We start from the raw sequence: 18,296 nt of genomic DNA, 5'->3' as shown, positions 1-18,296 counted from the left end.
TCACCCCTACGATCCGACTTCGCGGGTCGGCGCGGCCAAGCCTAGTACCCTCACCTGTCGACACGCGTCGAACAGGCCGAGACGGCTTGCGATCACCAGGAGCCCCGATGACCTCTGACCCGACCACCACCCCCCTCGCCGCCGTGGAGGACGGGGTGCTCACGCTCCCCGTCTCCCTGGAGGGCAAGGGGAACTCGCTCGACTCCGACGCCGTCGACCGGGCCGGCGCCGCCCTGGACGCACTCCTCGCGGGCGAGGTGGACGCCGGCGCGGTCCTGCTGGTGGGCCTGGGCAAGAACTTCTGCGCGGGCGGGAACGTCCCGGGCTTCGCCGCCGCCGAGGATCGGTCGGAGCACGTCCGGGAGCTGGCCGACCGGCTCCACGCGGTCATCCGTCAGCTCGACGAGGTGCCCGTGCCGGTGGTGGCGGCTGTCGCCGGCTGGGCCGCGGGAGCCGGGCTCTCCCTGGCCCTGGCGGCGGACTTCTCCGTCGGCGGCCCGGACACCCGGCTCCTGGCCGCGTACCCCGGGATCGGGTTGTCGCCCGACGGCGGTATGTCGTGGCGCCTGCCCCGGGCGATCGGCCAGTCCGCGGCCCGCGCGTTCATCCTGGGCAACGAGCCCGTCGACGGCGAGCGGGCGTACCGGATGGGCATGATCACCACGTTCGTCGAGGGTGACGTCTCCACCGCGGCGCGTGACCTCGCGGTCCGGCTGGCGGCGGGCCCGCGGGCCTCCCACGCCGCGACAAAGGACCTGCTGCGGCGGTCCGAGGGCGCGACGCTGGCGGAGCAGCTCGACGCCGAGCGCGACTCCATCGCCGCGCTCGCGGTGTCCCCGGACGGGATCGAGGGCGTGGACGCGTTCGTCGCCAAGCGCACCCCGCGGTTCGGGAGCGTCTGACCGGGAGGGGCCGGTCCGCGTCAGTCGGGGAGGCGCCAGTCCACCGGCGCGGCCCCGAGCCGCGCGAGCTCGTGGTCCGCCCGGCTGAACGGCCGGGAACCGAAGAACCCCCGCGACGCCGAGAGCGGCGACGGGTGCGCGGAGGCGATGACGGGGGTCCGCCCGAGCGCGGGCGCGAGCGACTGTGCGTCGCGGCCCCAGAGGATCGCCACCAACGGCCCGTCCCGCTCCACCAGGGCCTCGATCGCGCGCAGCGTGACGGCCTCCCACCCCTTGCCCCGGTGGGAGCCTGACTCGCCGGGGGTCACCGTGAGCACCCGGTTGAGCAGGAGCACTCCGGCGCGCGTCCAGGCGGTGAGGTCGCCGTGCGGTGGCGTGGGAAGTCCGAGGTCGTCGGTGAACTCGCGGTGGATGTTGACCAGGCTGCGCGGCAGCGGGCGGACGTCCCGGTCGACCGAGAAGCTCAGCCCGACGGCGTGCCCCGGGGTCGGGTAGGGGTCCTGCCCCACGATCAACACCCGGACGTCGTCGAACGGTTGGGTGAACGCCCTGAGCACCCTGTCCGCCGCGGGCAGGTATCCGCGGCCCGCGGCGTCCTCCTCGCGCAGGAAGTCGCCCATCCGACGGATCCGGCCCTCGACCGGCGCCAGCGCGCGCGCCCACCCGGGATCGAGTACCTCGCCGGACGACCATGGGTCCGGCTGGTGCGCGTCCACGGGTTCAGTCGAGCCGGCGGAGCTCGGACCGGTAGCGCATCGCGTTGTCGTGGTACATCCGCGTGTTGCCGGCGAGCATCGCCGGGTCCACCTCGTAGCCCTCCCGGATCCGCGCGGGCGCACCCAGGGCCATCCGCCGGGCGGGCAGCTCGAACCGTGGCGGGACGAGGCATCCCGCGGCGACGATCGCCCCGGCGCCGATCACCGCGCCGTTGAGCACGACCGACCCGGAGGAGATCAACGCCCCGTCCCCGATGGTCGCGCCCTCGATGTGGGCGTTGTGCCCGACGATGCAGTGCTCGCCGAGGACCGTCGGCTCCGACTCGGTGCAGTGGATGATCGTGCCGTCCTGGATGTTGGACATCGCACCGACCTCGATCCGCCCGTAATCGCCGCGCAGGACCGCGGTGGGCCAGACCGAGACGCCCGCGCCGAGTCGCACCCTGCCGATCACCACGGCGTCGGGGTGCACCCACGCGTCGGGCGCGATGTCGGGTTCGAGGTCTCCGAGTGCGTAGACAGCCATGGGGTCACCCTAGTTGCCCGTCCCATCCGGTCTCTCAGCGCATCGCGCTCGCGCCGCGCGCGGAATCCCACCCGCCGGGGACCCGCGGCCTCCCGTCGAGCGTCACCTCGCCGGGCTCCCCGGCCCGGATCCTCCCGATCACGGTGAACCCCGGCGGGATGGTCGCGGACGGCGGGAACGTGCCGAGCAGCCCGTGGTCCTCCCCCCCGTCGAGGACCCACTCCAGGACCCGGGCCCCGGGGTCCGGGGCGCCCAGGACCGCGGCCGCCTCGGCGAGGAGCGGATCCACGGGCAGGTCGCGGCGGACGAGGTCGGCCGCGACCCCCGACGCCCGCGCGACGCCCGCGAGGTCGCGCAGCAGTCCGTCGCTGACGTCGGTGAGGGCGGAGGCCCCGGCCAGGCGGGCCGCCCTGCCGGACCCGATCGGGGTCACCGGGACCCGGTAGGTCTGTTGCAGCACCCCGTCGGGGCGGCCCGACAGGATCAGCGCGAGGCCCGCCTCGGACCGGCCGGGCTCGCCGGTGAGCGCCACCCTGTCGCCCGGCGCGGCGCCGTCGATGCGGAGGGGGCGCGCGCCGTCCGGGAGGGTGCCGATCGCCGTCACCCCCACGACGACGAGGTCGGCTCTGGTGAAGTCGCCTCCCACCACCACGGCACCGGATCGGGCCGCCTCGCCGTGGATCCCCTCCGACAAGCGGGCGATCTGCTCCATGCTCGTCTCCCCCGGCACGGCGACCGCCACGAGCACCCGGGAGCAGTCGGCGCCCATCGCCAGGACGTCCGAGACGTTCTGGGCCACGGCCCGGCGACCGATGTCCCCCCACGTGGTGAGGTCCAGCCGGAAGTGGGTTCCCTCGACCACCATGTCGGTCGTCACCACCGTGGCGGCGGACGGACCTAGGACGGCCGCGTCGTCGCCGTTGCCCACGGGGTCGTCGGTGTGCTGCTCCGCCGGGCCGCGCAGCACCTCGAGGACCTCGGCCTCCCCCACCTCCGAGACGGTGGCGGACCGATCCTTCGCACGGGTCATCGATGTCCTCGGTGGTCAGGCGCCGGGCGGGGCGACGCGGGTCTGTAGCGTTGCCGTCAGGCTAGCGGCCGCCGTCCCGGGCGACCGACCCGAGGAGAGGACGACCCGACGTGGGCACCACCGACACCGACACCGGGGACCGCTCGCCGCTCCCCGTCTCCACCTCCGTGGTCGTGGCCGCGGTGGTCATCCCCCTGGTGCTGCTGGTGGTCGTGCTGGTCCTGGTCCGGGATGTCCGCGAGGACGCCGCCGACGCCGCCGCGAGCGAACCCGTCACCGCGGTGACCCTGCCGTCGCCCGGGGCCGGGTCCGCGGAGTGCGCCGCCCTGGTCGGGGGACTGCCGGATTCCCTCGGGGAGGCGAGGAGGGTCGCGTTGACCGAGCCCGCCCCGCCGGGTGCGGCCGCCTATCGGATGCCGGATTCCGCGCCCGTCGTGGTCCGCTGCGGGCTCGACGCCCCGCCCGGCTTCACCGTCGGCACGACCCTGCAGGAGGTCAACGGGGTGCAGTGGTTCAACGAACCCGACCCCGACCCCGCCGTGACCGCGTCGACGTGGGTGGCGGTCGACCGCCCGGAGTACGTGGCGGTCACCCTCCCGGACGGCAGCGGCACCGGCCCGATTCAGGACCTGTCCGACGCGCTCACCGCCACCCTCGACCTGGTCGAACCGCGACCCGCGCCGATCGGATGACCCTCCGGGGTGGTCAGAGCCCGGCGAGCGCGCTCCGCACGAGCGTGTCGAGCAGGGTCGGGTAATCCACCCCGGTCGCCGCCCACATCTGCGGGTACATGGAGATCGGCGTGAAGCCCGGCATGGTGTTGACCTCGTTGATCACCGGACCGCGGTCGGTGACGAAGAAGTCCACCCGGCTCAGCCCGCGGGCGTCCAGGGCGTGGAACGCCTCCACGGCCAGCGCCCGGAGCCGCTCGGTCTCCCCCTCGGGGAGCTCGGCGGGCAGGTCGAAGGTGCACACGTCGTCGAGGTACTTGGTGTCGAAGTCGTAGAAGGCGTCGCCCTCCGTCCGGCCGGGCTCGCCGGTGGGCTCGCCCGGGATGTGGAGCTCGGCCGGCAGGCTCGCCTCCACCCGCCCGTCCGGGTACTGGAGGACCCCGCACTCGACCTCGCGGCCGACGATCGCGGCCTCGACGATCACCTTGGGATCGAAGCGGCGGGCCTCCGCGATCGCGGAGTCCAGATCCTCCGCGCGGGAGACCTTGGTGATGCCGATGGACGAGCCACCACGGGCGGGTTTGACGAACAGCGGAAGTCCCAACCGGTCGCGGTCGGCGTCCGACAGCGTGGCGGTGCCGGGTCGCAGGACGACCTGCCGACCGATCGGCAGACCGGCCGCGCCCAGGACGACCTTGGTGAACTCCTTGTCCATCCCGGCCGCGCTGGCGAACACCCCCGGACCCACGTACGGGATCCCGGACAGCTCGAGCAGCCCCTGGATGGTCCCGTCCTCCGCGTGGGTGCCGTGCATGACGGGGAAGACCACGTCCACCCGGGCCACCTCGTCGCCCGCCCGGTCGCCGTCCGCGTACCGCAGGACGCCGCGATCGTCGGAGGACAGGCCGAGCGCGACCCGCGGTCGCCGCGGATCGACGACCGGCATCGCGCGGTCGATGATCCGCAGGCCCGACACGTCGTCCGGGCCCAGGGTCCACATCCCCGACCCGGTGATCCCGACGGGGATGACCTCGTAGACGGCGGGGTCCAGATGGGACATGACGGCGCCGGCGGACACGCAGCTCACCGAGTGCTCGGTGCTGCGACCGCCGTACAGGACGGCAACGGTGATGCGATTCACCGGGACGAGGCTACTCGGGCTTGGTGCTCCGCCTCATGAGGCGCACCGCCACCTCCACGGCGTCACCCCCCTCGTGACAGATCTCGTGGACGGCCTCGGTGAGCGGCATCTCGACCCCCGCCTGTCGGGACAGCTCACGGATCGACGTGCAGGACTTGACCCCCTCCGCCACCTGGCCGTTGGTCGCCTCCTGGGCCTGCTCGAGGCTCTCGCCCCTGCCGAGCCGCTCCCCGAAGGTCCGGTTCCGGGACAACGGCGAGGTGCACGTCGCCACGAGGTCGCCGAGCCCGGCCAGCCCCGCGAACGTCATCTGGCTGGCCCCCAGGGCCACGCCCAGCCTCGTCGACTCCGCCAGCCCCCGGGTGACGAGGGTGGCCATCGTGTTGTCCCCCAACCCCATCCCGGTGGCGATCCCGCACACCAGGGCGATGACGTTCTTGGTGGCGCCGCCGATCTCACACCCCACGACGTCCGTGTTGGTGTACGGGCGGAAGTACGGGGTGGAGAAGGCGTCCTGGAGTCGTTCGGCGCGCTCGACGTCCGTGCAGGCGATGACCGTCGCCGCGGGCTGTCCCTCCGCGACCTCCCGGGCGAGGTTCGGGCCCGACAGGGCCGCGATCTTGCCCTCCGGGAATCCGGCGACCTCGGCGACGACCTCGCTGATGCGCTTGAGGGTCCCGGTCTCGATGCCCTTCGCCAGGGAGATCACCCCGGCGTCCGGCTCGAACAGGTCGACCCAGGTCTCCAGGTTGCCGCGCAGGCTCTGGGAGGGGACCGCCAGGACGACCTCGTGGGAGCCCGCGAGCACCTCCGCCGGGTCGGTCGAGGCCGTCACGGTCGCGGGCAGGACGATGCCCGGCAGGTACTTGTCGTTGCAGTGCCCCTCGTTGATCCCGCGGGCCACCTCGTCCCTCCGGGCCCACATGATCACCTCGGACCCCGCGTCCGCGAGGACCTTGCCGACCGCGGTCCCCCATGACCCCGCACCCATCACCGCGACCCGCGCCATTTCGCCTCCCGGCTCGTCGTCCACCACCGCCAGCCCACCCGACGTGGATCGTGAGCAAACGCTACCCGGCCGCGGGCGCCTCCGAGGCCGGGCTGGCAGGATGTCCTGCAATGGGAACAGCGGCGGATCTCGAGACCCCGGGCGGCGGGTGGACACTGGTCGTCCCCGTCAAGGCCCTCGGCCGTGCCAAGAGCCGCCTGTCCCGCGCGCTGCCCCCCGCCGGTCGACGGGAGCTCGTCCTGGCCATGGCGACCGACGTCCTGCGGGCCTGCGCCGCCACGCCGGGAGTCTCGCGGGTCAGGGTGGTCACCTCCGACCCCGCCGTGGAGGCACTCGCGCGGCAGCTCGGCCTCGATTTCGTCGCCGAACCCCAGGCCCCCGCCGGGGGACCCGAACTCGACCCGCTCAACACCGCCCTGGCCTCGGCGATCCGCAACCTGCCGGGACCCGTGGGGGTGGTGACCGCCGACCTTCCCGAACTGCGCCCGGATCTCCTCGCGGGCATCCTCGCCGCCGCCGCCCGGCACCCCCACTCGGTGGTCCCGGACCGCCAGGGTGCCGGGACGACGATGGCGTTCTGGACCGGTCCGGCGCGGTTCCGGACCCCCCGCTTCGGTGCGGATTCCGCCGCCCGGCACCTCCGTGAGGGCGGGGCGGTCTCGCTGCGGCACGCCGACCCGACCGGAGCCGCAGGACGGGATGTCGACACCCCCGAGGATCTCGTGGGGCTGACCGGCAGATCCGTGGGCGGGGCCACCGCCACGACTCTGCGGGCGGGGTCCGGGGCACACGATGCCCGCGTCACCGCGGTATCGGCCACAATGGTCCCGTGACCCCAGACGAGCCAGCCCACGAACAGCTCCCCCGGCCCCGTGACCGTTACCTCAACCGAGAACTCAGCTGGCTCGACTTCAACGCCCGCGTCCTGGCGCTGGCCGGCGAGAAGGACCTGCCGCTGCTCGAGCGCGCCAAATTCCTGGCGATCTTCGCCTCGAACCTCGACGAGTTCTACATGGTCCGCGTGGCCGGGCTCAAGCGCCGCGACAAGACGGGCCTGTCGGTCCGGTCGGCCGACGGGCAGACGCCCGCCGAGCAACTCGGCCGGATCAGCGTCCGCACGCGGGAACTGTGCAACGAGCAGACCCGGTTGTTCCACGACGAGATCCGTCCCGAGCTCGAGCGGAACGGGATCCGGATCCTGCCCTGGAGCGACCTCACCGCGGACGAGCGGTTCTCCCTCGCGGAGTTGTTCCGCAACTCGATCTTCCCGGTGCTCACCCCCCTCGCGGTGGACCCGGCGCACCCGTTCCCCTACATCTCCGGCCTGAGCCTCAACCTGGCCGTCATCATCAGGGACATCGGATCGGGGCAGGAGCATTTCGCGCGGGTCAAGATCCCCCACAACGTCCCCCGGTTCGTGAGGGTGGACCGTGGCCACGAGGACGAGTACGCGTTCGTCCCGGCGGAGGAGATCATCGCGGCTCACCTCGGAGATCTCTTCCAGGGCATGGAGATCGTCGAGCACCACGTCTTCCGTGTGACCCGCAACGCGGACATGGAGGTCGAGGAGGATCGTGACGAGGATCTGCTCCAGGCCCTCGAACGTGAGCTCGCCCGGCGCCGCTTCGGTTCCGCGGTGCGCCTGGAGATCGCGGAGAACATGACCCCGCGGATGCTCCGCATCCTGCAGCACGAACTCGACGTCGAGCCGGAGGACGTGATCCGGTTCTCGGGGCTGCTGGACCTCACCGGGCTGTGGCAGGTCCACGGCCTGGACGTTCCCGACCTCAAGGATCCGCCGATGGTCCCGGCCACCCCGCCGGCCTTCGGCGAGCGGGAGACCGCCCGGAGCATCTTCGCCTCGCTGCAGGAGGGGGACGTCCTGGTCGAGCACCCCTATGACTCGTTCGCCACCACCGTGCAGAGGTTCATCGAGCAGGCCGCGGCGGACGAGAACGTGCTGGCCATCAAGCAGACCCTGTACCGGACCTCGGGCGACTCCCCCATCGTCAACGCCCTGGTCGACGCCGCGGCGGCGGGCAAGCAGGTGGTCGCGCTGGTGGAGATCAAGGCCAGATTCGACGAGCAGAACAACATCAGGTGGGCCCGCGAGCTGGAGAAGGCGGGCGTCCACGTGGTGTACGGCCTGCTCGGTCTCAAGACCCACTGCAAGACCTGCCTGGTGGTGCGCAAGGAGGGCGACCGACTCCAGCGGTACGCCCACATCGGCACCGGGAACTACAACCCCAAGACGGCCCGTCTGTACGAGGACGTGGGCCTGTTCACCGCGGACGAGGACGTGGTCTCGGACCTGACGGACCTCTTCAACCATCTCACCGGGTTCTCCAACGTGTCCAAGTACCGACGGCTCCTGGTCGCCCCGGAGGGCATCCGTTCGGGGATCATCGAGCGGATCGACCGCGAGATCGCGTTCGCGGCCGAGGGCCGCCAGGCGGGGATCCGGCTCAAGGCCAACGCCCTGGTCGACGAGCAGATCATCGACGCCCTCTACCGCGCGTCCCAGTCCGGCGTCCCCGTGGACGTGGTGGTCCGCGGCATCTGCGCCCTCCGCGCCGGGGTCGCCGGGCTCAGCGAGAACATCCACGTCCGCTCGATCCTGGGACGGTTCCTCGAGCACTCCCGGATCCTGCATTTCCGTGGCGCCGACGAGGTGCTGATCGGCAGCGCCGACATGATGCACCGGAACCTCGACCGCCGCGTCGAGGTGATGACCACGGTCACCGACCCCCGGCTCAAGGGGCAGGTCCACCGCATCTTCGACTCCGCCCTCGACCCGTCCACCCGGAGTTTCCACCTCCGGCCCGACGCATCGTGGGCGAGGATGCCCGCGGAGGAGTCCTGGGCCGAGTCGGTCGATCACCAGGAACGCATGGCGGCCGTCCACGCGGGGTTCCGGAACCGATGAGCAGGGCGGTGAACGGAGGCAGGCCCCGCGTCCGGGTGGTCCCCGCCGCGGGCGCCGTCCTCTATCGCATGGACGGCGACGCCCCGCGGTGCGCGGTGGTCCACCGACCGCGGTACGACGACTGGTCTCTGCCCAAGGGCAAGGTCGACGCGGGCGAGTCGCTGGCCGTGACGGCCGTGCGGGAGATCGCCGAGGAGACCGGCTTCACGGCCGTCCTGCAGTCCAGGATCGGGACCACCGCGTACCCGCTCAAGGAGAACACCCGGAAGGAGGTGACCTACTGGTCGGCGCTCGCCCGCGGCGGTGCGTTCGAGGCGAACTCCGAGGTGGACGAGATCCGCTGGCTGTCCGTCGAGGAGGCCAAGAGGACCGTGACGTACGCGCTGGATCGGAAGGTCCTCACCCGCTTCGCCGAGGCCCCCCCGGCCCGCTCGGTCCTCCTGCTGGTCCGGCACGCCAAGGCGGGGAGCCGCTCCGAGTGGAGTGGCAACGACGCGCTCCGCCCCCTCGACAAGACGGGGCGGGCCCAGGCGGAGATGCTGGTGCCCATGCTCCGGGCGTTCGGCGCCCGCCGCGTGCACAGCGCGCCCAGGGTGCGGTGCGAGCAGACGCTGGCACCGTTGGCGGAGGAACTCGGCGTGACGATCGCAGTCGAGCCCGCGCTCACCGACGAGGCGTACCTCGACGATCCCGCCGCCGCCCGGGCCCGTCTCATCGACCTCGCCGCCGGAAAGGGCGTCGCGGCGGTGGGCTCGCAGGGGACCGCCATCCCCGGGATGGTCGGCGACCTGGCCGACCTGGCCGGCCTCGACGTGGGGGACACCTCCACCAAGAAGGCCGGCGCGTGGGGGCTGGGGTTCGACGGCGAGACGCTGGTCTACGCCGACTACTACCCGAGCCCGCTACCGCTGCGCTGAACCCGCCACCGCAGAACCCACCACATTCTCGCGATGGTCGACGCCGTTGGCCCGCAGCCCGCCGAAGGCCTGGTGCGAGCTGGACCGCTTGGCCGCGAGACGCCCCTCCGGCAGAGTCTCCGTCCCCTGGACCACGGATTTGAAGTACTGCCCCGGCCGGAACGCGGGAGAATACGTGGGCGGGACGGGGATGGACTCGCCGGTGTGCGGGTTCCGGGCGACCCGGGCCGCGCGGGCTCTCTTCTCGAAGATCCCGAAACCCATGATGGTGATGGACTCCCCCGAGGCCACGGCCCGCACGATGATGTCGAGGGTGTTCTCCAAGGCCTCGGTGGCCAGCTGGTGGTCACCGCCCATCCGGTCCGCCAGTTCTGTGATCAGGTCCGCCTTGTTCACGTGGGGTCCCCTTCCGGGTGGATACACGGACCGGGTCGACGTCCCGGCCACAACCAACATAAGTATACTCCCACGTTGGCCGTATCCCTCGGCGACTGCGGACCATACTCCGCGAATTCACACGAGGACCCCTCAGCGGGGGGTGGTGACCGGCGCGAAGGCCGGTCGTCGCTCCTCGAAGTCCGAGATGGCGTCGGCCTTACGCAGAGTGAGCCCGATGTCGTCGAGCCCCTCCATGAGCCTCCACCGCGTGTAGTCGTCGATGTCGAACGGGACCGTGACGTCGCCGGCGGTCACCGTGCGCGTGCCCAGATCGACGGTCAACTCGATTCCAGGTCGCTCGTCCATGATCTTCCAGAGCAGTTCGACGTCCTGCTGGTCGACCCGGGCGGCCACCAGTCCGGACTTGCCGGAGTTGCCGCGGAAGATGTCGGCGAAGCGGGAGGAGATCACCACGCGGAAGCCGAAGTCCATCAGCGCCCAGACCGCGTGCTCCCGGGACGACCCGGTTCCGAAGTCGGGGCCCGCGACGAGCACCGAGGCGTGGTCGTAGGGCGGGCGGTTGAGCACGAAGTCGGGCTCCTTGGCGCGCCAGGACGAGAACAGACCGTCCTCGAACCCGGTGCGCGTGACGCGCTTGAGGTACTCCGCCGGGATGATCTGGTCGGTGTCCACGTTGGACCGGTGGAGCGGGGCCCCGATGCCGGTGTGGGTGGTGATCGGCTCCATGGTGGTCAGGCCCCCTTCACGGGCTCGAGATCGGCCGGCGAGGCGAGGCGCCCGACGACGGCGGTGGCCGCGGCGACCGCCGGGCTCACGAGATGGGTGCGGGCACCCTTGCCCTGGCGGCCCTCGAAGTTCCTGTTGGAGGTCGAGGCGCAGCGCTGGCCCGGCAGCAGGGAGTCCGGGTTCATCCCGAGACACATGGAGCAGCCCGGCTGGCGCCACTCGGCCCCGAACGCGGTGAAGATCTCGCCCAGGCCCTCCTCCTCCGCCTGCTGCCGCACCCTCATGGATCCGGGCACGACGAGCATCCGGACGCCCTCGGCGACCTCGCGACCCTCGATGACCCGGGCGACGGTCCGCAGGTCCTCGATCCGGCCGTTGGTGCAGGAGCCCACGAACACCACGTCGACGGGGACGTCCCGGAGCGGGGTGCCCGCCTCGAGGCCCATGTAGTCCAGCGCACCCTCGGCGGCGACGCGATCGCTCTCGTCCGTGAAGGAGTCGGGGTGCGGGACCGACGCACCGAGCGGCGCGCCCTGCCCGGGGTTGGTTCCCCAGGTGACGAACGGGGTGAGCGCGGAGCCGTCGATCACGACCTCGGTGTCGAACACCGCGTCGTCGTCGGTCCTCAGGCCGTCCCAGTACTCGACGGCGGCGTCCCACTCCGCGCCGGTCGGCGCGTGCGGACGGCCCTCGAGGTAGTCGTAGGTGGTCTGATCCGGGGCGATCATGCCGGCGCGGGCACCCGCCTCGATGCTCATGTTGCAGATGGTCATCCGGGCCTCCATCGAGAGCTTCTCGATGGCCTCCCCGCGGTACTCGATGATGTGACCCTGCCCGCCGCCCGTCCCGATCTGGGTGATGACCGCGAGGATGAGGTCCTTGGCGGAGACGCCGGGCTGCAGCTCCCCGGTGACCGTCACCGCCATGGTCTTGAACGGCCGGAGCGAGAGCGTCTGGGTGGCCATGACGTGCTCGACCTCGGAGGTGCCGATCCCCATGGCGATGGCGCCGAAGGCGCCGTGCGTGGACGTGTGCGAGTCCCCGCACACCACGGTCATGCCCGGCTGGGTGAGGCCGAGTTGGGGGCCGATGATGTGGACGATCCCCTGCTCCCGGTCGCCCATCGGGTAGAGCCGGACGCCGAACTCCTCGCAGTTGCGCCGCAGGGTCTCGATCTGGGTCCGCGAGACCCGGTCGGCGATGAGGTCCACCGCGCCACCGACGATGTCGGTCGGCACGTTGTGGTCCTCCGTGGCCAGCGTCAGATCGGGCCGGCGGAGGCCGCGGCCCGCCAGCCGGAGACCGTCGAACGCCTGCGGGCTGGTCACCTCGTGGACCAGGTGGAGATCGATGTAGATGAGGTCCGGTTCGCGGGACTCGCCCTCGCCCTCACCCTTGGCCACCACGTGGTGGTCCCAGACCTTCTCGGCCAGGGTCCGGGGCCGGGCGCCGCCGGTCGCTGTCTCACTCATCACGCCTCCAGTCCACATCCCGGGCCGGAACCGATAGATTCTCAGCATGTAGGACGCTATAGTCGAACTGTGAGACAGTATAGCGGGATCGGGGTCCTCGACAAAGCGATGACGGTGCTCCACGCCGTGGCCGAGCAACCGTGCGTCCTCTCCGAGCTCTGCGAACGCACCGGACTCCCCCGCGCCACCGCCCACCGGCTGGCCGTGGGTCTGGAGATCCACCAGCTCCTCTCCCGTGACGACGCCGGCGTGTGGAGCCTCGGTCCGGGCCTGGCCTCGCTCGCCGCGCACGCGTCGGACTCGCTCGTCGACGCCGCCTCGTCGGTCCTGCCCCGGCTGCGGGAGGCCACCGAGGAGAGCGTTCAGGTCTACCGCCGCGACGGCGACCGGCGGATCTGCGTGGCGTCGGCGGAACCCCTCACGGGACTGCGGGACACCGTCCCCGTGGGCGCGGTCCTGCCCATGACCCGGGGGTCCGGCGCCAAGGTGCTGGCCGCATGGGCCGATGCGGCCACCCAGCGCGCGCTGCTCGTGGACGCCGCGTACACCGAGCGCCAGCTCGCCGAGGTGCGCCGCCGCGGGTGGGCCCAGTCGGTCGCCGAGCGCGAGGCCGGCGTCGCCTCGATCTCGGCACCCATCAGGGATGCGGGAGGCACCGTCGTGGCCGCGATCTCGGTCTCGGGTCCGGTGGACCGGATCGGTCGCCGCCCCGGTGTCCGCTGGGCCGCCGACCTGCTCGCCGCCGCGGAGGCGATCCACAAGCGGTTGTGACGCCCGGTCGCGGATCTCAGGCCGGCCGCCGCCCCTCCACCAGTCGCCCGAGGGCCCACGGCAGGCTGCTCACGCTGGGCTGGCGGACCGCCGCCACGAGGTCCACGTCGCGCGGATCCACCCGCACCACCTGGACCCCGGAGCGCCGCAGGTCGCGGTACGGCCTCGGGTCTGGGTAGGACACCACGTCGAGTCCCAGCCCGCGGATCTCGCGTCCGAACGGGGACCGTCCGTCGAGCGTGGCCACCGGGGTGTCGGGGAGCGCGCCCGTACCCACGACGACGACGAGGGCCTCCACCCCCAACCTGCGCTGTCCCCGGGTCCACGCGTCGAGCGCCTCCTCGGCGGCCTCCGCCGCCGGGTCCGGATCGCGCCCCACCGCGTCGGCCACCAGATCGAGGTGACGGCGCCATCCCGGCCGGCCGGCGGGGTCCACCATCACGGCCGCGAGCTGTTCGAACCCGCGGAGCTGGGCCTCGGTGGGGTCGGCGGCGGCGAGGGCGAACCCGTCGACCCCGAACGGCAGCAGCGAGCGCAGGCTCGGCAGGCCCGGACCACCCCAGTCGGGTGCGGGCGGTGCGGCGTGGTCCCGCCAGGGCCTGCGCCCCGTCCCGTCCGCCGCCCAGGCGGCCACCGGTTCCCGCCCGAGGGCGAGCAGGACGTCGAGGTCGGCGGACGAGAGCGTGATCACGCGCCGGACCGGCGAGTCGGGGGTGGGGGTACGGATCGGACTGGGGGGCGCGAGCGGGTCGCTCGTCGAGACCGTCGGGCTCGTCGTCGTGGGGTCCCCGCCCGTCCCGCACGCGGTGAGCCCCACGAGACCGAGACCGACCCCGACCGCGGCACGCAGCAGCGTACGGCGGTCGGGGCCGGCGGCGGGGCGGGACGGCCCCGGGGAGGACAGGGGTGACCGCGGCACGGTGTGAGTCTAATCGCGGCCACTCCGGGCCGCGGCCACCCGCCCGGGGGGTCAGACCCGGTGGACCAGCTTCTTGTTGGAGAACTCGTCCAGGCCGAACCGTCCCAACTCCCGCCCGACGCCCGAGGTCTTGACCCCGCCGAAGGGCATGTCGGGAGCGCTCTTGATGGTGGTGTTGATGCCGACCATCCCGGATTCCAGACGCTCCGCCACGTCCTGGACGCGGGCGGGGTCGCCCCCGAACACCGCGGCACCGAGCCCGAACGGGCTGTCGTTGGCGATCTCCACCGCCTCGTCGGCCGAGGCGACGCGGTGCACGACCGCCACCGGGCCGAACAGCTCCTCGCGGTAGGCCCTCATGTCCGGGGTGACGTCGGTGAGGACCGTCGCCGGGTAGTAGGCGCCCTCGCCCTCGGGGACCTCTCCGCCGAGATGGACGGTGGCACCCTTCGCCACCGCGTCCGCCACCTGCTCGGCCAGCTCGGAGCGTGCCTCGGCCGACGACATGGGTCCCATCCGCGTGGCCGGGTCCGCCGGGTCGCCCAGCGTCCACTGCCGGGCCTTGTCGAGGAAGGCCGCCAGGAACTCGTCCCACACGGGGTCCTCGACGAGGATCCGCTTGGACGAGGTGCAGGCCTGGCCGGCGTTGGCGAAGCGCCCGGTGGCGGCCGCGGACGCCGTCGCGGTGACATCCGCGTCCCCGAGCACGATGAGGGGATCCGACCCTCCCAGCTCCAGGACGCACTTCTTGAGGTTCTCCCCCGCCTGCCTGCCCACGGCCTCCCCGGCCTTCTCCGACCCGGTCAGCGAGACGCCCCGGATCGCGGGGTGCGCGATGACCCGGCCCAGCTGCCCGCTGGTGGCGAAGAGGTTCTGGTAGACCCCTACCGGCGCGCCGGCGGCGAGGAGGATCTCCTCCATCACCAGCGCCTCCTGCGGGCAATTGCGGGCGTGCTTGAGCAGGATGGTGTTCCCCAACAACAGGTTCGGGGCGACGAACCGGGCGACCTGGTAGTACGGGAAGTTCCACGGCATGATCCCGAGCAGGGCGCCGATGGCCTCGGTCCGCACCACCGCCCGCCCCGGTCCGGAGATGTCGAGCACCTCCTCCTCGAGGAACCCCCGGGCCGTCGTGGCGTAGTACTCGTAGATCCGTGCGGCCAGGTCGACCTCGCCGAGGGCCTGGGTCACCGGCTTGCCCATCTCGAGGGTCATCAGCTCGGCGAGCTCCTGCTTCCGCTCGCGGTAGAGGTCCGCGACGCGTTGCAGGACCGCCGCGCGCTCGGACACCTCCGTCCGGCGCCAGTCGCGGTAGGCCTCGTCGGCCCGACCGACGGCGGCGTCGACCTCGGCGTCGCTGACCGCGTCGTAGCGGGCGACGATCTCCCCGGTGCGGGGGTCGGTGGTGGCGTATCTGCTCATGTGTCCTGTCCTTTCAGCACGATGCGGCCGGTGACCCCGCCGCGGACCAGTCTGTCGAGGGAGTCGACCACGCCCGCCAGGTCCAGGGCGGCCTCCGTCACCGGGATCCCGGGGATCGCTCCCCGCCGCGCCAGATCGACGGCCTCACGCATCTCGTCGAGGGTTCCCACGAAGCTTCCCTCGATCGTGAGCATCTTCAGGGCCAGCAGCGCCGTGGGGATCGTGATCTCCCCGCCGAACAGACCCACCTGGACCATGTGGCCGCCCTTGGCCAGCACGTCGAAGGCCAGCGAGGCCGTCGGTCCGTTGTTGACGAAGTCGACCACCGCCCCGACCGGTCCGCCGGTGGCCTCGAGGAGCAGGTCGCGGGTGCCGTCACCGTCCGAGCGGACCGTCCCGGTCGCCCCCAGCTCACGCGCGGCGGCGAGGTTCGCGTCCGACACGTCCACCGCCACGATCGCGCGATGCCCCAGGGCGTGGAGCGTGGCCACCGCGGTGAGCCCCACACCGCCGACCCCGATCACCACGACGGGCTCGTCGGCCGGCCGCGGGAGGACCTTCTTCGCCGCGCTGTACGCGGTCAGGCCCGAACACGCGATGGTCGCGGCCCAGCTCGGGTCCAGCCCCTCGACGTCCACCAGGTAGCGCGGATGCGGAACCACGACCTGCTCGGCGTACCCCCCGGAACGGGCGACCCCGATGTTGCGTCCCCGCGGGCAGGCGTTCTCCCGGCCGGCCTCGCAGACCGCGCACTCACCGCACCCCGTCCACGGATAGACCAGCCGTGTCCGCCCGACCTCGGCGCCGCTCGCGTCGGGGCCGACCGCCTCCACCACGCCCACGATCTCGTGACCCATCACGAGCGGGTACGGCACGCCCCTGTCGGTGAGGTGCATCCTCCCCCGGCCACCCAGGTCGTAGTAGCCCTCGCGGAGATGGGTATCGGTGTGGCAGACCCCCGAGCGCAGGACCCGCAACCGGACCTCGGTGCCGGTCGGATCGGGGGTGGGGAGCTCGATGTCCGACAGGGTCGGGTCGCCGGGCTCGGTGATGGCGAACGCTCGCATGGTTCCTCGCTTCTCGGTGGGGGTGGTCGGGGTCGGCGCGTCAGGCGACGGCGGCTCGGGCCGGCTCGGTGATCCGCAGGCCCCGGTAGCCGTTCTCGCGGACGTCCGCCAGGATCTGCCGGTACATGCCGAGGCCGCCCAGGAAGAACATGACGGTCCGCTTCTTGCCCGGGATGTTGGCGCCGAAGATCCACGAGGCCGTCTTGGGGAAGAGCGTCATGTGCGCGATCTCCTCGCAGGTGGCGGTCCACCCCGTCTCCGCCTCGCTCGTCGCCTCGACCACCGCCCGGCCGCGCGCGACGGCGCTCTCGATCAGCTCGGCGACGTACTCCACCTGCGTCTCGATGCTGGGCAGGAGGTTGGTGAAGGGCCCGTTCGGGCCGAGGATCATGAACATGTTCGGGAAGTTCGCGGTCGTGATCCCGAGGTAGCTGGTCGGGGCGTCGGCCCAGTGCTCGTTGATGTGCAGGCCACCGCGGCCCCGCAGGTCCATGGCGCGGTAGTTGCCGTCCACCGCGTCGAAGCCGGTCGCGAACACCAGGATGTCGACCTCGTGCTCGACGCCGTCCGCCGTCCGCACACCCCTCGGGGTGATCCGGACGATCGGGTTCTCCTTCACCGGGACGAGCGAGACGTTGTCCCGGTTGAACGTCTCGTAGTAGCCCTCGTTGCACAGGGGCCGCTTGGCGTAGGGCTCCGTCGGGGTGAGGGCGCGCGCCGTCTCCGGATCCTCGACGATCTCCGCGATCTTCGACCGGATGAACGTCGCCGCCGCCTCGTTCGCCTCGGGGTTCGTGGCGATGTCGCTGAACGTGCCGAACATGAAGTGGAATCCGTTGCCCCGGTCCCACGCCTGCTGGAACACCTGCCGGCGCTGCTCTTCCGTCACGCTTCCGGCCTCGATCGCGCTCTCCTCGAACCCGAACGCGACCGACGCCACCTCCGCCGGGTCGACGGGGCCGTTGCCCGACGGGACACAGTACTGCGGCGACCGCTGGAACACCGTGAGGTTCTCGGCCGTCTTCGCGGCCGCGATGATGAACTGGGTGCCGGTGGAGCCGGTCCCGATCACACCGACCCTCTTCCCGGCGACGTCCAGGTCCTCGGGCCAGGCGTTGGTGTGGACCAGCCTGCCCTCGAAGTGGTCCATCCCGGGGATGTCCGGCATGTTGGTCTTGGCGAGCAGCCCCAGGCCGTTGACGAGGTACGTGCAGGTGAACTCCTCGCCGGCGGCGGTGCGCACGGTCCAGCGGTCGCGCGACTCGTCCCACGCCGCCCCGGTCACCTCGGTGTCGAGCCGGATGTCCTTCATGAGGTCGTAGCGCTCGACCACATGGTGGATGTACGCGAGGATGTCCTCCTGCTCGAGGTACCGCGTGGTCCAGTCGTACTCGCGCAGCAGGTCGTCGTCGAACGAGTACCGGTAGACAAAGCTCTCGGTGTCGGACTTCGCGCCCGGGTAGCGGTTGAAGAACCAGGTCCCGCCCACCCCGGAGCCCTTCTCCAGGACGCGGACCCGCAGGCCCTGCTCGTTGCGGAGCTTGTGGAGCGAGTAGAGGCCGGCGAAGCCCGCGCCCACCACGACGGCGTCGAAGTCGGTGTCGGTCGGGTCGGCGGTGGGCGCAGCGGCGCGGATCGGGGTGGTCATGGTGTCCTCCTGGGTGGGTCTGGTCTGTGGTGGT

At 72.1% G+C, this 18,296-nt stretch carries 18 protein-coding genes; 6 read left to right on the top strand and 12 right to left on the bottom strand.

Going from position 1 to position 18,296, the window contains the following annotated elements; translation table 11 throughout:
- Positions 1-107: 107 nt before the first annotated feature.
- Positions 108-902 (top strand): enoyl-CoA hydratase/isomerase family protein, encoded by a 795-nt coding sequence (locus B4M60_RS03280; RefSeq protein ID WP_291080242.1) that lies wholly within the window; start codon positions 108-110, stop codon positions 900-902.
- A 20-nt stretch (positions 903-922) separates the two neighbouring features.
- Here the strand turns inward: B4M60_RS03280 and B4M60_RS03275 are convergent, their stop codons facing one another.
- From B4M60_RS03275 to thiL, 3 genes are read right to left on the bottom strand one after another with little or no spacing between them, the layout of a single operon-like run.
- Positions 923-1,618, bottom strand: coding sequence for a uracil-DNA glycosylase (locus tag B4M60_RS03275; RefSeq protein WP_291080240.1), 696 nt, complete (start codon positions 1,616-1,618; stop codon positions 923-925).
- A gap of 4 nt (positions 1,619-1,622) precedes the next feature.
- Positions 1,623-2,144, bottom strand: coding sequence for a gamma carbonic anhydrase family protein (locus B4M60_RS03270; RefSeq protein WP_291080238.1), 522 nt, complete (start codon positions 2,142-2,144; stop codon positions 1,623-1,625).
- A 34-nt stretch (positions 2,145-2,178) separates the two neighbouring features.
- Positions 2,179-3,174: a thiamine-phosphate kinase gene (gene thiL / locus B4M60_RS03265; RefSeq protein ID WP_291080236.1), complete on the bottom strand. Its 996-nt coding sequence runs from the start codon at positions 3,172-3,174 to the stop codon at positions 2,179-2,181.
- A 110-nt stretch (positions 3,175-3,284) separates the two neighbouring features.
- Here thiL and B4M60_RS03260 point away from each other — a divergent pair, with 110 nt between their 5' ends.
- Positions 3,285-3,866 carry a DUF3515 domain-containing protein gene (locus tag B4M60_RS03260; RefSeq protein WP_291080234.1) on the top strand — a complete coding sequence of 194 codons (582 nt, stop codon included), beginning with the start codon at positions 3,285-3,287 and terminating at the stop codon, positions 3,864-3,866.
- A 13-nt stretch (positions 3,867-3,879) separates the two neighbouring features.
- Here B4M60_RS03260 and B4M60_RS03255 read toward each other — a convergent pair whose 3' ends face one another.
- Together B4M60_RS03255 and B4M60_RS03250 are read right to left on the bottom strand one after the other, a co-directional pair.
- The gene (locus B4M60_RS03255) at positions 3,880-4,986 is read right to left on the bottom strand and encodes a D-alanine--D-alanine ligase family protein (RefSeq protein WP_291080232.1); all 1,107 of its coding nucleotides are present in this window, start codon (positions 4,984-4,986) and stop codon (positions 3,880-3,882) included.
- 10 nt (positions 4,987-4,996) lie between these two features.
- Entirely contained in the window at positions 4,997-5,995 is a 999-nt protein-coding gene (locus tag B4M60_RS03250; RefSeq protein ID WP_291080264.1) for an NAD(P)H-dependent glycerol-3-phosphate dehydrogenase, read from the bottom strand.
- Positions 5,996-6,105: 110 nt separating this feature from the next.
- Here B4M60_RS03250 and cofC point away from each other — a divergent pair, with 110 nt between their 5' ends.
- From cofC to B4M60_RS03235, 3 genes are read left to right on the top strand one after another with little or no spacing between them, the layout of a single operon-like run.
- Positions 6,106-6,828 carry a 2-phospho-L-lactate guanylyltransferase gene (gene cofC / locus B4M60_RS03245; RefSeq protein WP_291080230.1) on the top strand — a complete coding sequence of 241 codons (723 nt, stop codon included), beginning with the start codon at positions 6,106-6,108 and terminating at the stop codon, positions 6,826-6,828.
- A complete protein-coding gene (locus tag B4M60_RS03240) occupies positions 6,825-8,921 on the top strand; it encodes an RNA degradosome polyphosphate kinase (RefSeq protein ID WP_291080228.1) in 2,097 nt (698 codons plus the stop codon). Before cofC ends, B4M60_RS03240 begins: the two co-directional genes overlap by 4 nt.
- Positions 8,918-9,838, top strand: a complete 921-nt coding sequence (locus B4M60_RS03235; protein ID WP_291080226.1) for an NUDIX hydrolase — start codon at positions 8,918-8,920, stop codon at positions 9,836-9,838. The genes B4M60_RS03240 and B4M60_RS03235 overlap by 4 nt, the downstream gene beginning before the upstream one ends.
- On the opposite strand, the gene B4M60_RS03230 is transcribed toward B4M60_RS03235, so the two are convergent.
- The 3 genes from B4M60_RS03230 to leuC all read right to left on the bottom strand — a co-directional run bounded on the left by B4M60_RS03230 (position 9,824) and on the right by leuC (position 12,435).
- Complete coding sequence (locus B4M60_RS03230) at positions 9,824-10,234, bottom strand: HU family DNA-binding protein (protein WP_349679607.1); 411 nt, start codon at positions 10,232-10,234, stop codon at positions 9,824-9,826. The two genes, B4M60_RS03235 and B4M60_RS03230, sit on opposite strands and share 15 nt — an antisense overlap.
- 132 nt (positions 10,235-10,366) lie before the next feature.
- Complete coding sequence (gene leuD / locus B4M60_RS03225; RefSeq protein WP_291080224.1) at positions 10,367-10,963, bottom strand: 3-isopropylmalate dehydratase small subunit; 597 nt, start codon at positions 10,961-10,963, stop codon at positions 10,367-10,369.
- Positions 10,964-10,968: 5 nt separating this feature from the next.
- Positions 10,969-12,435: a 3-isopropylmalate dehydratase large subunit gene (leuC, locus tag B4M60_RS03220; protein ID WP_291080222.1), complete on the bottom strand. Its 1,467-nt coding sequence runs from the start codon at positions 12,433-12,435 to the stop codon at positions 10,969-10,971.
- A 69-nt stretch (positions 12,436-12,504) separates the two neighbouring features.
- Between leuC and B4M60_RS03215 the strand changes: the two genes are divergently transcribed.
- Positions 12,505-13,206 (top strand): IclR family transcriptional regulator, encoded by a 702-nt coding sequence (locus B4M60_RS03215; protein WP_291080220.1) that lies wholly within the window; start codon positions 12,505-12,507, stop codon positions 13,204-13,206.
- A 16-nt stretch (positions 13,207-13,222) separates the two neighbouring features.
- On the opposite strand, the gene B4M60_RS03210 is transcribed toward B4M60_RS03215, so the two are convergent.
- The 4 genes from B4M60_RS03210 to B4M60_RS03195 are packed head-to-tail and all read right to left on the bottom strand — an operon-like array spanning position 13,223 to position 18,262.
- On the bottom strand, positions 13,223-14,125 hold the full coding sequence (locus B4M60_RS03210; RefSeq protein WP_291080218.1) for an ABC transporter substrate-binding protein: 903 nt from the start codon (positions 14,123-14,125) through the stop codon (positions 13,223-13,225).
- Between the two features lie 51 nt (positions 14,126-14,176).
- Positions 14,177-15,547, bottom strand: coding sequence for an NAD-dependent succinate-semialdehyde dehydrogenase (locus B4M60_RS03205; protein WP_291080216.1), 1,371 nt, complete (start codon positions 15,545-15,547; stop codon positions 14,177-14,179).
- Complete coding sequence (locus B4M60_RS03200) at positions 15,544-16,614, bottom strand: alcohol dehydrogenase (protein WP_291080214.1); 1,071 nt, start codon at positions 16,612-16,614, stop codon at positions 15,544-15,546. Before B4M60_RS03200 ends, B4M60_RS03205 begins: the two co-directional genes overlap by 4 nt.
- Positions 16,615-16,654: 40 nt before the next feature.
- Entirely contained in the window at positions 16,655-18,262 is a 1,608-nt protein-coding gene (locus B4M60_RS03195; protein WP_291080212.1) for a flavin-containing monooxygenase, read from the bottom strand.
- Positions 18,263-18,296 lie beyond the last annotated feature (34 nt).

It is taken from the genome of Dietzia sp. UBA5065 (genome assembly GCA_002415925.1).
Taxonomy (GTDB): domain Bacteria; phylum Actinomycetota; class Actinomycetes; order Mycobacteriales; family Mycobacteriaceae; genus Dietzia.
The sequence above is the reverse complement of the archived record's forward strand: the minus strand, read 5'-3'. Positions and strand labels throughout refer to the sequence as shown.

Bases quoted from the DNA above. Each gene is read 5' to 3' on its own strand.
- leuC (WP_291080222.1), bottom strand. From the start codon at position 12,435: ATGAGTGAGACAGCGACCGGCGGCGCCCGGCCCCGGACCCTGGCCGAG.
- B4M60_RS03205 (WP_291080216.1), bottom strand. From the start codon at position 15,547: ATGAGCAGATACGCCACCACCGACCCCCGCACCGGGGAGATCGTCGCC.
- cofC (WP_291080230.1), top strand. From the start codon at position 6,106: ATGGGAACAGCGGCGGATCTCGAGACCCCGGGCGGCGGGTGGACACTG.
- B4M60_RS03280 (WP_291080242.1), top strand. From the start codon at position 108: ATGACCTCTGACCCGACCACCACCCCCCTCGCCGCCGTGGAGGACGGG.
- B4M60_RS03250 (WP_291080264.1), bottom strand. From the start codon at position 5,995: ATGGCGCGGGTCGCGGTGATGGGTGCGGGGTCATGGGGGACCGCGGTC.
- thiL (WP_291080236.1), bottom strand. From the start codon at position 3,174: ATGACCCGTGCGAAGGATCGGTCCGCCACCGTCTCGGAGGTGGGGGAG.
- B4M60_RS03270 (WP_291080238.1), bottom strand. From the start codon at position 2,144: ATGGCTGTCTACGCACTCGGAGACCTCGAACCCGACATCGCGCCCGAC.
- leuD (WP_291080224.1), bottom strand. From the start codon at position 10,963: ATGGAGCCGATCACCACCCACACCGGCATCGGGGCCCCGCTCCACCGG.
- B4M60_RS03200 (WP_291080214.1), bottom strand. From the start codon at position 16,614: ATGCGAGCGTTCGCCATCACCGAGCCCGGCGACCCGACCCTGTCGGAC.
- B4M60_RS03195 (WP_291080212.1), bottom strand. From the start codon at position 18,262: ATGACCACCCCGATCCGCGCCGCTGCGCCCACCGCCGACCCGACCGAC.
- B4M60_RS03235 (WP_291080226.1), top strand. From the start codon at position 8,918: ATGAGCAGGGCGGTGAACGGAGGCAGGCCCCGCGTCCGGGTGGTCCCC.